Origin of the sequence: Streptomyces sp. PA03-6a, from assembly GCF_033792765.1 — a bacterium.
Taxonomy (GTDB): Bacteria; Actinomycetota; Actinomycetes; order Streptomycetales; family Streptomycetaceae; genus Actinacidiphila.
The window spans coordinates 1-12,729 of sequence record NZ_JARAVK010000254.1; the positions used below are offsets into that span (position 1 = coordinate 1).

Annotated in this window: 12 protein-coding genes and 1 pseudogene; 8 read left to right on the plus strand and 5 right to left on the minus strand. The window is 75.2% G+C overall.

The features are described from left to right. Both PV350_RS38140 and PV350_RS38145 read left to right on the plus strand, forming a co-directional pair. A partial coding sequence (locus PV350_RS38140; RefSeq protein WP_500338048.1) for a TIGR03617 family F420-dependent LLM class oxidoreductase occupies nucleotides 1-1,027 on the plus strand: 1,027 nt, incomplete at its 5' end. Nucleotides 1,028-1,150: 123 nt separating this feature from the next. Further along, nucleotides 1,151-1,834 carry a RibD family protein gene (locus PV350_RS38145; RefSeq protein ID WP_499515279.1) on the plus strand — a complete coding sequence of 228 codons (684 nt, stop codon included), beginning with the start codon at nucleotides 1,151-1,153 and terminating at the stop codon, nucleotides 1,832-1,834. A 411-nt stretch (nucleotides 1,835-2,245) separates the two neighbouring features. Here the strand turns inward: PV350_RS38145 and PV350_RS38150 are convergent, their stop codons facing one another. Further along, entirely contained in the window at nucleotides 2,246-3,046 is an 801-nt protein-coding gene (locus PV350_RS38150) for a CDP-alcohol phosphatidyltransferase family protein (RefSeq protein ID WP_500338049.1), read from the minus strand. Between the two features lie 116 nt (nucleotides 3,047-3,162). On the opposite strand from PV350_RS38150, the gene PV350_RS38155 reads away from it, so the two are divergent. The 5 genes and pseudogenes from PV350_RS38155 to PV350_RS38175 form a co-directional block, all read left to right on the plus strand. After that, a complete protein-coding gene (locus tag PV350_RS38155; protein ID WP_499515281.1) occupies nucleotides 3,163-4,143 on the plus strand; it encodes a zinc-dependent alcohol dehydrogenase in 981 nt (326 codons plus the stop codon). Between the two features lie 24 nt (nucleotides 4,144-4,167). After that, nucleotides 4,168-4,566, plus strand: coding sequence for a 6-pyruvoyl trahydropterin synthase family protein (locus PV350_RS38160; protein ID WP_499515282.1), 399 nt, complete (start codon nucleotides 4,168-4,170; stop codon nucleotides 4,564-4,566). After that, entirely contained in the window at nucleotides 4,563-5,687 is a 1,125-nt protein-coding gene (locus PV350_RS38165) for a glycosyltransferase family 4 protein (protein ID WP_499515283.1), read from the plus strand. Before PV350_RS38160 ends, PV350_RS38165 begins: the two co-directional genes overlap by 4 nt. Further along, the gene (locus tag PV350_RS38170; RefSeq protein ID WP_500338050.1) at nucleotides 5,684-6,541 is read left to right on the plus strand and encodes an SAM-dependent methyltransferase; all 858 of its coding nucleotides are present in this window, start codon (nucleotides 5,684-5,686) and stop codon (nucleotides 6,539-6,541) included. Before PV350_RS38165 ends, PV350_RS38170 begins: the two co-directional genes overlap by 4 nt. A 59-nt stretch (nucleotides 6,542-6,600) precedes the next feature. Next, nucleotides 6,601-7,365 (plus strand): annotated as a pseudogene (locus tag PV350_RS38175) (lysylphosphatidylglycerol synthase transmembrane domain-containing protein); the annotation flags it as partial. A gap of 110 nt (nucleotides 7,366-7,475) precedes the next feature. On the opposite strand, the gene PV350_RS38180 reads toward PV350_RS38175, so the two are convergent. The 3 genes from PV350_RS38180 to PV350_RS38190 all read right to left on the minus strand — a co-directional run bounded on the left by PV350_RS38180 (nucleotide 7,476) and on the right by PV350_RS38190 (nucleotide 10,945). Next, a complete protein-coding gene (locus PV350_RS38180; RefSeq protein ID WP_499515285.1) occupies nucleotides 7,476-7,985 on the minus strand; it encodes a GNAT family N-acetyltransferase in 510 nt (169 codons plus the stop codon). A gap of 588 nt (nucleotides 7,986-8,573) precedes the next feature. Then, nucleotides 8,574-10,025 (minus strand): MDR family MFS transporter, encoded by a 1,452-nt coding sequence (locus tag PV350_RS38185; protein ID WP_500338052.1) that lies wholly within the window; start codon nucleotides 10,023-10,025, stop codon nucleotides 8,574-8,576. 143 nt (nucleotides 10,026-10,168) lie between these two features. After that, nucleotides 10,169-10,945: an enoyl-CoA hydratase-related protein gene (locus PV350_RS38190; RefSeq protein WP_500338054.1), complete on the minus strand. Its 777-nt coding sequence runs from the start codon at nucleotides 10,943-10,945 to the stop codon at nucleotides 10,169-10,171. 133 nt (nucleotides 10,946-11,078) lie between these two features. Here PV350_RS38190 and PV350_RS38195 point away from each other — a divergent pair, with 133 nt between their 5' ends. Beyond that, nucleotides 11,079-11,864, plus strand: coding sequence for a tyrosine-protein phosphatase (locus PV350_RS38195; protein WP_499515288.1), 786 nt, complete (start codon nucleotides 11,079-11,081; stop codon nucleotides 11,862-11,864). 91 nt (nucleotides 11,865-11,955) lie between these two features. Here PV350_RS38195 and PV350_RS38200 read toward each other — a convergent pair whose 3' ends face one another. Then, entirely contained in the window at nucleotides 11,956-12,612 is a 657-nt protein-coding gene (locus PV350_RS38200) for a maleylpyruvate isomerase N-terminal domain-containing protein (RefSeq protein ID WP_499515289.1), read from the minus strand. Nucleotides 12,613-12,729 lie beyond the last annotated feature (117 nt).

Consider the following 12,729-nt stretch of genomic DNA (forward strand, 5'->3'; position numbering starts at 1 on the left):
CCCGACACCCGCCCCGCCGCTCAAGGCCGATTTCACCTTCACCGGCCGGATCGAGCGGACCGCCACCGAGGCCGCCCGCGCCGAGGCGCACGGCGCGGACGGCGTGCTGGTCAACGAGATGCGGCACGACGCCTTCCTCCAGCTGGCCCTCGCCGCGGGCGCCACCCGGCGGGCCGACCTGGTCAGCGGCGTGGCGATCGCCTTCGCCCGCAACCCGATGACGGTGGCCACGGCCGCGTACGACGTCCAGCGGCTCTCCGGCGGGCGGATGACCGTCGGCCTCGGCTCCCAGGTCAAGCCGCACATCACCCACCGCTACGGCATGCCCTGGTCGCGGCCCGCCGCCCGCATGAAGGAGTTCGCGGGCGCGCTGCGCGCCATCTGGCACAGCTGGCAGACCGGCGAACGGCTCCGCTTCCGCGGCGAGTTCTACACCCACACGCTGATGACGCCGATGTTCGACCCTGGCCCCCTGCCGTCCGGGCCGCCCCGCATCTGGCTCGCCGGCGTCGGCCCCCTGATGACCGCCGTCGCGGGCGAGGTCGCCGACGGGCTGATCTGCCACGCCCTCACCTCCCCGGACTACCTGCGGCAGGTGACGCTCCCCGCCGTGCACAAGGCCAGGGAGTCCTCCGAGCACGCGGGGCAGCCCTTCGACGTGGTGGGCAACGCCCTGGTCGCGACCGGCCGTACGCAGGAGGAGTACGCCGCGGCCCTCACCGCCACCCGCGAGAGGATCGCGTTCTACGCCTCGACGCCCGCCTACCGCGCCGTGCTCGACCTCCACGGCTGGGGCGAACTCCACGACGAGCTGCACCGGCTGTCCGTGCGCGGCCGCTGGGCCGAGATGGGCCGGCTGGTCGACGACGACGTCCTGGACGCCTTCGCCCTCCACGGTGAACCGCGGGAGGTCGGCCGGGCCGTGCGCGACCGCTTCGCGGGCCTGTGCACACGCGTCACCGTCTCCCTCTCCCACGACGCCGACGACATCCTCGCCCTCGACGTGCTGGCCGGGGTGCGGGACTGACGGGCCACCGGGCCCTGACCAGGCCCGCACGATGATCGGCGGACCCTACATCCATCCGGCCCCCGGCACCTAACTTCACGAAGCTTCACATCCGCGAACGCCGCCGTGCGGCAATGTGTCCTCATGAGATCGCGCCCGTACGTACTGATGTCCGTGGCCTCCTCGCTGGACGGATGCCTGGACGACACGAGCACGACCCGGCTGCTGCTCTCCAACGAGGAGGACTTCGACCGGATCGACGAGGTCCGCTCCGGGGTGGACGCCATCCTCGTCGGAGCCAACACCATACGGTCCGACGACCCCCGGCTGCTGGTGTGCTCCGCCGAGCGCCGCGAACGGCGCGTCCGCGCCGGGCTCCCGCCGACCCCGCTGAAGGTCACCGTCACGGAGAGCGGGAAACTCGACCCCGGCGCCCGGTTCTTCACCACCGGGGAGTGCGAGAAGGTCGTCTACACGACGTCCTGCGCGAGCGACTGCCTCCGCGAACGCCTGGGTGACGTCTGCTCCGTCGTCGACGCAGGCGACCCGCTGGACGTCCGGCTCCTGCTCGCCGACCTCGCCGGGCGCGGCGTCGAACGGCTCATGGTGGAGGGCGGGGGAGTCGTCCACACCATGTTCCTCAGCGCCGGACTCGTCGACGAACTCCACCTGGTGTACGCGCCGTTCTTCGTCGGCCAGGCCGACGCCCCGCGCATGGTGCACCCCGCGGTCTTCCCGCAGGGCCCCCAGCACCGGATGACGCTCGCGGAGACCCGGCAGATCGGCGACGTGGTGCTGCTGCGCTACCTGCCACGTCAGGACGCCTGACCAAGCCACCAGCCGCGCGGGCAACCCGCGAACCTGCGATGCCTGGGCGACGCCCCTACGACCCCGCGCCGTATGACCGAAGCATCCGCGGGCCCGGCGTCGAGGGTGCCGTGCGACGAGCAGAGGCCCGGCAGCGGAGGACGCCGCCGGGGCCTCGGGCGAGAACGGGTCGGGTCAGGAGGTCCGGCCGCCGGCGTTCGGTTATCCGCCAGCCTGCCCTCGGCCCCCGCGAAGCCCGTGGCGGACCCCCAGCGCGGGCAGCCCGCGAACTTGCGACGCCTGGGCGACGCCCTACGATCCCGCGCGGCGTAAGGGAAGCATCCGCGGGCCCGGCGTCGGGGGTGCCGGGCGACAGGCGGAGGCCCCGGCAGTGGAAGACGCCGCCGGGGCCTCGGGCGAGAACGGGCCGGGTCAGGAGGTCCGGCCGCCTGCGGACGCGGACACCAGCGTGCGGGTCTCCGCCACCATCCCCTCGGGCCCCGCGAAGCCCGTGGCGGACCGCGGTGCCGGCCGGTGCCGCCACAGCCACAGCACGTCACGGCCGAACGACCAGACCAGTGAGCCCAGCGCGAGCAAGGTCAGGGCCGCGGAGACCCTCGGGGGGACCAGCCCCGAGCAGGCCAGGAGCAGGACGACGCCCTGCAGTGCCGCCACCGTCTTGCGCGCGAAGCTCGGCGGGAGCGGCGTGTTGAGCCACGGCAGCACCCACGCCGCCGCCACGAAGGCGTAGCGCATGGCGCCGATCACCAGCACCCACGGGCCCAGCGTCAGCGCGAGCCGCGCGCTCAGCACCAGGATCAGGAAGGCGTCGACCTCCATGTCGAAGCGCGCACCCAGGGCGGACGCCGTGCCCGTGCGCCGGGCGACCTTCCCGTCCACCGCGTCGAGCGCCAGCGCCACCGCGGTCAGCCCGGTGAGCAGCGGCGCGCCGTGCGCGACGCCGCCCGCCACCATTGCCGTCACGCCGCCGACGAGCACCGCCCGGGCCAGGGTCACGTGGTCGGCCGGGCCCAGCGAGCGGCGTCCCGCCCGCCGCAGGCCCGCGGCGAGCAGCGCCCAGGTGCCCGCCGCGTAGACGGTCCCGGTCAGCCAGCCCACGGTGTCCAGGCCCACGGTGGCCCACAGCGCGGCGAGCAGCGCCAGCTGGGCTGCTGCCGCCCCGGCCTGCTCACGCCCCGCGGTGCCCCCACGGAACTCGGATCCAACGGTCATCACGGTCATGAGACGTCCCCGCTTGTCGCCTGTGCGGCACAGCCGCGTACGGTACGGGCCCGGCACCACCCGGATGGCGGGTGCCTGTTGCCCGCCATGGAGTACGGAGGAAATCGGTGGAGCGTTCGGCGCGTGCGTTCTGGCTTCGAGAACCCGGCGAGGGCGAGGTCAGAGAGGTCCCCCTGGCGGAACCCGGTCCGGGGGAGGTCCTGGTGCGCACCCTGTACTCCGGGGTGAGCCGCGGCACCGAGACCCTGGTCTTCCGGGGCGGGGTGCCCGTGAGCCAGCACCAGGCGATGCGGGCGCCGTTCCAGGACGGCGAGTTCCCGGGGCCGGTGAAGTACGGCTACCTCAACGTGGGCGTGGTCGAACAGGGGCCGCCCGGGCTGCTCGGCCGCACCGTCTTCTGCCTCTACCCGCACCAGACCCGGTACGTCGTCCCGGCCACCGCCGTGACGCCCGTGCCCGACGACGTCCCCGCGGGACGGGCGGTGCTGGCGGGCACCGTCGAGACCGCGGTCAACGCGGTCTGGGACGCGGGTCCGCAGATCGGGGACCGGATCGCCGTGGTCGGCGCCGGCATGGTCGGCTCCAGCGTCGCCGCCGTCCTCGCCGGCGTCCCCGGCGCGCGGGTGCAGTTGGTCGACGTCGACCCCTCCCGCGCCGCCGTCGCCGGGGCGCTCGGCGTCGGCTTCGCCCACCCCGACGCGGCGGAGGGCGGCTGCGACCTGGTCGTCCACGCCAGCGCCACCGAGGCAGGGCTCGGCCGTGCCCTGGAACTGCTGGAGCCGGAGGGCACCGTCGTCGAGCTGAGCTGGTACGGCGACCGGCGGGTCAGCCTGCCGCTGGGCGAGGCCTTCCACTCCCGCCGCCTGGTCGTGCGCAGCAGCCAGGTCGGCACCGTCTCACCCTCGCGCCGCACCCGGCGCACCTACGCGGACCGGATGGCACTGGCCCTGCGCCTGCTCGCCGACCCGGTCTACGACGCCCTCGTCACCGGCGAGAGCGACTTCGAGGAACTGCCCCTGCTGATGAAGGAGATCGCAGGCGGTGAACGTTCCGTGCTCTGTCACCGTATTGCCTACCGTCCCGGTTAGGCCTTTGGGGAAGGTTGTCCTCGCGTGTTCAGTATCACCGTCCGCGACCACGTCATGGTCGCCCACAGCTTCCGCGGCGAGGTCTTCGGACCCGCGCAGCGGTTGCACGGCGCCACGTTCCTGGTGGACGCGACGTTCCGCCGCCAGGAGCTCGACGCCGACAACATCGTCGTCGACATCGGCCTGGCGACCCAGGAACTGGGCGCGGTGCTCGCCGCGCTCAACTACCGCAACCTCGACGACGATCCGGACTTCGCCGGGATCAACACCTCCACCGAGTTCCTGGCGAAGGTCATCGCCGACCGGCTCGCCGACCGCGTGGCCGCGGGCAAGCTCGGCGAGGGCGCCCACGGCCTGACCGGCATCTCCGTCACGTTGCACGAGTCGCACGTCGCCTGGGCGAGCTACGAGCGTTCCCTGTGAGCACGCCCGCGCGCACGGCCGCCCCCGCTCCGGCGGGGGCGGCCCCCGCGTACGTCGTCCTCCCGGGCGACGTCGACGACGCCACCGCGCCCAGCGGCGGCAACGTCTACGACCGCCGCCTGAGCCAGACCCTCGCGGCGGCGGGCCGTCCGCTGTGGGAACTCCCCGTGCGGGGCACGTGGCCCCGTCCGGACAGCGCCGCCCGCCAGGCCCTGGCCGGGGCGCTCGCATCGGTGCCGGACGGCGCCGTCGTCCTGCTCGACGGGCTCGTGGCCTGCGGGGTCCCCGAGATCGTCGTCCCGCAGACCCGCCGGCTGCGCACCGCCGTCCTGGTGCACCTGCCCCTGGCCGACGAGACCGGCCTCGACCCCGCCGCGGCCCGCGCACTCGACGCCCTGGAGCGCGAGACCCTGCGGGCCGCCGCCGCGGTCGTCGCCACCAGCCCCTGGGCCGCCCGGCGCATCGCCGAGCGGCACGCGCTGCCCGCCGGCCGGGTCCACGTCGTCACCCCCGGCACCGATCCCGCGCCGCTCGCGCCCGGCACGCAGGAGGGCACCCGGCTGCTGTGCGTCGCCTCGCTGACCCCGCGCAAGGGCCACGACCTGCTGGCCGGGGCGCTCGCCGCCGTCGCCGACCTGACCTGGACCTGCCGCTGCGTGGGCCCGCTCGGCCGCGACCGCGAACACCTCGCACGCGTACGCGCGCTGATCGGCCGGCACGGCCTCGACGACCGCGTGCACCTCACCGGCCCGCTCACCGGTGAACCCCTCGCGGCCGAGTACGCCGCCGCCGACCTGCTCGTCCTGCCGTCCCGCGCCGAGACCTTCGGCATGGTCGTCACCGAGGCCCTGATGCGCGGCACACCCGTACTGGCCACCGCCGCCGGGGGAGTGCCCGACGCCCTCGGCCTGGCACCGGACGGCACACCGCCCGGCCTCCTCGTCCCCCCGGACGACACCACCGAACTCGCCGCGGCGCTCCGCCGCTGGCTCGACGACGCCGACCTGCGCGGCCGGCTGCGCACGGCGGCCCGCCGGCGGCGCGAGACGCTGCACGGCTGGGAGCACGCCGCGCGGCACATGGACGCGGTACTGGAACTGCTGCGGGAGGGAACCCGATGACCACGTCCGACACCGCCCCCTTCACACCGCACTGGCTCGCGCTGCGCGAGGACGCCGACGCCGCGGCCCGCGCCGCGGACCTGCTCGGCCCGCTCCGCGAGCACCTCGCGGGAGCGTCCCGCGGCACCGGCACCGGCCCGCTCGTCGTCCGCGACCTCGGCTGCGGCACCGGCTCCATGGGCCGCTGGCTCAGCGGACGACTGCCAGGACCGCAGCACTGGATCCTCCACGACCACGACCCCGCCCTGCTCGACCTGGCCGCGGCGAGCCTTTCCGGCCTCACCGCGGGCGGCGTCCCCGTCACCGCCGAGACCCGCGTGGGCGACCTCACCCGGCTCACCCCCGCCGACCTCGCCGGGACCTCGCTCGTCACCGCCTCCGCGCTGCTGGACCTGCTCACCGCCGGCGAGATCGACACCCTCGCCGCCACCTGCACCGCTGCAGGAGTGCCCGTGCTCTTCGGTCTCTCGGTGGTCGGCGAGGTCGAACTCGGGCCCGCCGACCCGCTCGACGCGGAGGTCACCGCCGCCTTCAACGCGCACCAGCGGCGCACGGCCGGCGGCCGCGCACTACTGGGCCCCGACGCCCTCGACACAGCCGGCCGGGCGTTCACCCGGTACGGCGCCACCGTCACGACCCGGCCCAGCCCCTGGCGGCTCGGCGCGGACCGGTCCGCGCTCACCGCCGAGTGGCTGCGCGGCTGGGTGGGCGCCGCCGTCGAGCAGGAACCCGGCCTGGCCGCCCTTGCGGAGCCCTACCTGCGCCGACGGCTCGAAGACTGCGCGGCCGGGCGGCTGACCGCCGTCGTCGGCCACGGCGACCTGCTCGCCCTGCCCGGAGGTGGCGCCCGGTGAGGCAACGACTGTGGGCCTGGCTGCGGCTGCTGATCGGCGCGGGCATCCTCGCCGCCCTCGTGTGGCGGCTCGGCACCGGCGCGTTCGTCGACGGCCTGCGGGTCGTCGACGGCCCCGCGGTCCTCGCCGCCCTCGCGATCGGCCTGTTCACCACCGTCACGAGCGCCTGGCGCTGGTGCCTGGTCGCCCGCCGGCTGGGCCTGCGGCTCCCGATGGCCCGGGCCGTGTCCGACTACTACCGGGCGCTGCTGCTCAACGCGGTGCTCCCGGCCGGCGTCCTCGGCGACGTCGACCGGGCGGTCCGCCACGGCAAGCACTCCGGCGACGTCGGCCGCGGCGTGCGCGCCGTCGTCCTGGAACGGGTCGGCGGGCAGGTCGTCGTCCTCGCGCTCGGCGCGGCCGTCCTGCTCACCCGACCCGCCCTGGTCACGGCCATCGCCGGGGACCTCGTGCCGGGCCGGGCCGCCGCGGAGGTCACGGCCGGCGTGCTCCTGGCCGTCGTGGTGCTCGGCGGATGGCTGCTGTGGCGGCGCGGCGCCAAGGGCCGGCAGGCCCTGGCCACCGGGCTGGCCGACGTCCGCAGCGGACTGCTCGCCCGCGCCACCTGGCCGGGCGTGGTCGCGCTGTCCGCGGCGGGATTCGCCGGCCACATCGCCCTGTTCGTGGTCGCGGCCCGCGTCGCGGGCTCGTCGGCACCGGTCACCACGCTCGTACCGCCGCTCGTCCTGGCCCTGCTCGTGATGGGACTGCCCGTCAACATCGGCGGCTGGGGCCCGCGAGAGGCCGCCGCGACGCTCGCCTTCGGCGCGGCCGGGCTGGGCGCCACGCAGGGCCTCGCGACCGCCGTCGTCTACGGGGTGCTCACCCTCGTCTCCAGCCTCCCCGGGATCGCCGTGCTCGCCCTCCCCGGCCTGCGCGCGCTCGCCGCCCGCGTTCAGCCCGCGGAGGACGGCGCCGTGCCGTCCCCCAGGGCGCGGACGAACCGGAGCCCGGGGCGGCCTTCCAGCTCGACCGTGCCGGCCGACACGAACCCCGTACGGGTCAGCACCGTGCGGGAGCCCGCGTTGTCCAGCGTGGTGACCGCCCACAGCGTCGTCAGCCCGTACTCCCCGGCCGCCAGGGCGCACACCTCGTGAACCGCGGCCGTGGCGAGCCCCCGCCCGGCCGCGCTCTCGGCGATCCGGTACCCCAGCTCCGCCGACCCGTCCGTCACGTCCACCACGTTGACCCGGCCCAGCACCTCGTCGTCCGCGCCGACCAGCACGTGGAAGTGGCAGAACCCGGCGTCCTGCTCGGCGAGCAGCGCCTGGTGCCGCGCGTCGAAGTACGCGAAGTAGTCGTCGCCCCGGTCCGGTATCGACGCGGCGAAGTACGCGCGGTTCGCCCGCTCGAACTCCAGGAGCGCGGTGGCGTGGTCGGCACGGAGACGTTCCAGGCGAGGCATGGGTCGATGTTAGGGCCTGACGTGGCGGCCGCATGTCGGAGCACGCGGCGTCGGCCGCCGCTCCGCGGGTGCCGCTGAGCCCTGTCGCACAGTCCCCCCGGGCATCCACCGGTGCCCGGCAGCGGGAGGACGCCGGCCGGTGCTCGGCCCCCTCACCCCCCGGCCTTCGGCGGAGGTGCTGCGTCGGCTGCTGGTTGCCGTGTGCGCGCACCCCGGACGGCTGCACGCGGCCCCGGCCGGGGCGGCACGGGCCGGGCCCGCGTGCGGGGGACATGTTCGTCCGCGGCTCGGTCCGGACCCCTCGCCGCCGGACAGCACACGTGCCCGTCGAGGAGGGCCCGGTGCCCCAGAGCCGCAGGGCCGGGCCGTCGGTCCCGGGGACCGTGGCCCGCCCGCACGCCCGGCGCGAGCTGTGACGGACCGGCACCCGGCGGCGGCCCGCAGGGGCGGGTGCTGGAGCCGGGGCCCGGACGCCTTCCCGCCGTTGCCCGGGGGCCTGATCGGCGGTCAGGCGCCGCCGGTGCGCCGCGTGACGGTCCCGCACCGCGACGACACGGCGGCAGCCCTCGGGGCACCCGTGGCACGCGGTCAGGTGGCAGGCGAGGCGGCGGCGTCGGGACGGGCGTGGCGGCCCGGACGGGGGCTCTCGACGCGCAGGGCGTCCTTGTCGGAGACGAACAGCGCGGCCACCGCCGAGATCAGGGCCAGGCCCGTGCAGAGCACGAAGCCGGCGTGGTACGCGCCCAGATTGGCCGTCGTGGTGCCGCCCGCCGTCACGGTGGTGGTCCCGACCGCGGTGAGGAGCGTGGCGATGAGCGCGGTCCCGAAGGCACCGCCCAGCTGCCGCTGCATGTTGAACACGGTCGCCGCCCGCCCCGTCGAGGGAGGGGGGATCGTGGCGAAGGCGGCGTTCTGCGCCGACATCATCACGTGCCCGATGCAGTAGCCCAGGACGAACAGCACCCCGCGCAGCACCCACGGCGAGGTGGCCGTCGTGAACCCGGTCATCACCGCCACGCACAGGCCCATGCCGGCCGAACCGCCCACCATGAGCCACCGCGGCCCGATCCGCCGGTACAGCCGCGGGGCGATCTGCGCGGCGGCCATCACGCCCACGGCCTCCGGCCAGGTGGCCAGGCCGCTCTCGAAGGCGTTGAAGCCCAGCGCCTCCTGGAGGAACATCGGGTAGAGCCACACCGTGCCGAGGAAGACCGCGCTGAGCGGGAACATCACGACGGTGTTCGCGCGGAACAGCCGGTCCCGGAAGAGCTCCAGGTCCAGCATCGGCATCGTGATCCGCCGTTCCACCAGCACCATCGCGCCCAGCGCCGCGAGCCCCACGAGCAGCGGCACGAGGATGCCCGCGGTGCCCCAGCCGTCCTTGGCGCCGTTGGTCAGCGCGTAGAGCGTCAGCGACAGCCCGCCGCCCGCCAGGAGGAAGCCGACGAGGTCGAAGCGACCGGGCCGCTCCAGCCGGTAGTCCGGCAGGAAGAGCAGACCGAAGACCACGGCCGCGGCGCCGACCGGCAGGTTGACCAGGAAGACCCAGTGCCAGGACACGGCGTCGCACAGCCAGCCGCCCAGCACCGGGCCCACGGCCGGGGCGATCGCGGTCGGCACCATCAGCGCGCGCTGCGCCTTGATCCGTTCCGCCGGCGGGTACGCCCGGAACAGCATGGTCTGGCCGACCGGGACCAGCAGACCGCCGCCGGCGCCCTGCAGGATCCGGTACAGGGTGAGCTGTTCGAGGCTGGTCGACATCGCGCACAGCGCCGACGCCGCGGTGAAGGCGACCAGCGCGGCGAGGAACACCCTGCGGGTGCCGTACCGGTCGGACAGCCAGCCGGCGACGGGGATGAAGACCGCCAGGCTGACCAGGTAGCCGATGTTGACGCCGCCCAGCCCGGAGGCCGGCACGCCGAAGTCCTCGCCGATGGCCGGTACGGCGACGTTGACGATGGTGGTGTCCATGATTGCCATGAACAGTGCGGCGACGAACACCACGGCGACCGCGGTGGTCGGCGGAATCCTGCGTGCCAAAAGGAAGCTCCTCGCTCGGGGGCGCCTCCTGCGCGGCGGACCGCGTCCGGACGACACCGGTCACGGCTTCCAGATAAGCCCGGTCCCCGGCGTGGCGCACGCCGGAGTCACCCGCGTGCGTGTATCCGCCGGTTACCGGGGCGTCAGCGGCCGGTCCAGCGGGGCGGGCGCCGGTCCCGGAACGCGGCGACGCCCTCGTGCCGGTCCTCGGAGGCCATCACGGTGCGGGTCGCCTCCTCCGTGGCCCGCCAGCCGGGTCCGTCGGAGCCGGAGAGCCACGCGTCCATCGCCACCAGGCTCGCCTGGACCGCGACCGGCGCGTTCTCGCAGACGCGCGCGGCGAGTTCGAGCGCGCCCGCGAGCGCCTCGCCCTCACCGGTGAGCCGGTTGACCAGCCCGGCGGCGTGCGCCCGAGCGGCGTCGACGGGGTCGCCGGTCAGCACCATCTCCCTGGCCAGGTTGACGGGCAGCGCGCGCGGGCCGCGGAACAACCCCGCACACGTGGGCACCAGGCCGAGCCGGACCTCCGGCAGCCCGAAACGGGCGGTCGCCGCGGCCACGACCAGGTCGCAGGCGAGGACCAGTTCCATCCCGCCGCCCAGGGCGGCGCCCTCGACGGCGGCGACCAGCGGCTTGTGCCGGTGACGGCGGATCAGCCCGTACTCGCCGCCGCGCTCGGTGACGTAGTCGCCGATGGCGTTCAGATCGCTGCCCGCGCTGAAGACCCCGCCGGAGCCGGTGAGCACCCCGGCCCACAGCTCCGGGTCGTCCTCCAGGGTGTTGAACGCCGCGTCGAGCGCTTCGGCCAGGTGCCGGTCCACGGCGTTGCGCTTGTGCGCGCGGCACATCCGGATCACCAGGACGCGGCCGTGCCGCTCCGTCCGCACCAACGGCTCCACGGGCGGCTCGGGCTGGGCCATGGCGGGCACCTCCGGTCGGTGGTCGGCGGGGAGTCCCCGGGATCAGCCGACGATATCCCCGGGGCGGCGGTCGCCGGTGGACCGGGGCGGCCGCGCACGGCACGATGGCCAGGGGCTTTACGAGGAGGGCGCCTTGGAGACGACGCAGGACGGATCGACCGGTGAGACGCCGCGCTGGCTCGAGCTGGCGGAGGTGGACAACATCCGCGACCTCGGCGGTCTGCCGGTGCGGGGCGGGGGCACGACCCGGCGCGGTGTGGTGTTCCGGGCCAGCACCCTCCAGGAGGCCACGGCGGACGACGTCGAACTGCTGCTCGGCCGCTACGGGCTGCGTACCGTCCTCGACCTGCGCGGCCCGGACGAGGCGGCCCGCGAGGGGCACGGCCTGCTGGCGGACGCCGCGGTGCGCCGGATGAACCTGCCGGTCAGCCGGGTACGGGCGCTGGTCACCGACGCCGTGCCGGCGACGACCGCGGACGACGGCGACGCGACCGGCTTCTACCTCGGACTGCTCGACGGCAGCGGTGAGTCGCTGGTCGCCGCGGCGCGCGTCGTCGCCGACACCGACCGGCACGCCGTCGTCTTCCACTGCGCCGTCGGCAAGGACCGCACCGGTGTCCTCGCGGCGCTCCTGCTCGACGCGGTGGGCGTGCCCGCCCCCGCCATCGCCGCCGACTACGCGCTCACCGCCCAGCGCGTCGTCCGCATCCGCGCCCGCCTGGCCCGCTTCCCGTCCTACCGCGACCTGCCCGCCGTGGAGCACGCCTTCATGGCCTCGGAACCGCGCGTCATGCACCGCTTCCTGGACGTCCTCCGCACCGGCCACGGCGGTGCGGGCCCCTGGCTGCGCGACCGCGGCCTGACGGCGGCGGAACTCAGCCGTCTGAAGGAAGTCCTGGTCACCCCGGCCCCGCACTGACCGCTGCCGTTCGTGCCGGCGCGCCCCGGTTCCTCGGTGCCGCGGTGTGGGTGAGGGAGGGGCCGAGCGCGGCCGTGCCCTCGGGCACGGCCTATGCCCGGGGCGTGCCGTCCCAGCGCCACGACGTGGGACGAGGGTGTCCGGGCAGGTCGGCGCGTCCGGTGGCCCACAAAAGGGTGGACCAGGAATCCGTGGACGACGGCGCGTGCGGAAACAGCCGGGCGAGCACCCGGGAGCACAGACCGGCAGGCGGGCTCCATACGAGATCGAGCCCTTGCGCCAGGTCGTGCGTGTGCACCAGCGTCTCCACGATCCCCATCGCGGCGAATCCCTCGGGGTCCGAGACGCCGAAGACGTGGTGAGCGCGGGTCTGCGGTGGCGTCGTGCGCACCATGGCGACCAGCAGCGCCCCGCTCGCTTCCAGGACCTGCAGCAGACCGGCGGGCCCCGCCGCGCGGTTCGCGTGAAGGGCGTTCGCCGGGCCGCCGGGCCGCCGGCTCTCCCATACGAAGGGCACCTCGCGGTCCAAGGGCGGTGTCCTGGGGCCCAGTTGTGCCGCGTAGGCGAAGAGGTCGTCGCTGAGGTGCTCGACGGTCTCCCAGCAGTCCCATTCCAGCGAACCGGCCTTGCCCTCCCAAGCAGCCGGGGGCGCCTCTCGGAGGACCGCCACCGCGAGCTGCACGGCGAGGTCGAGGTCATCCGCGGTGACGGGTGACCGGGAGGGGCCGGCATCGGCTGATCGGGACATGGCAGGAGCCTACCGCGGCCGAAAAGCCCCCCTCATGGGTCACCGGCCCCGCGACCTGGGCCGGTGACCCATGAGGGGGGCTTTTCGGCCGCGGTAGGCTCCTGCCATGTCCCGATC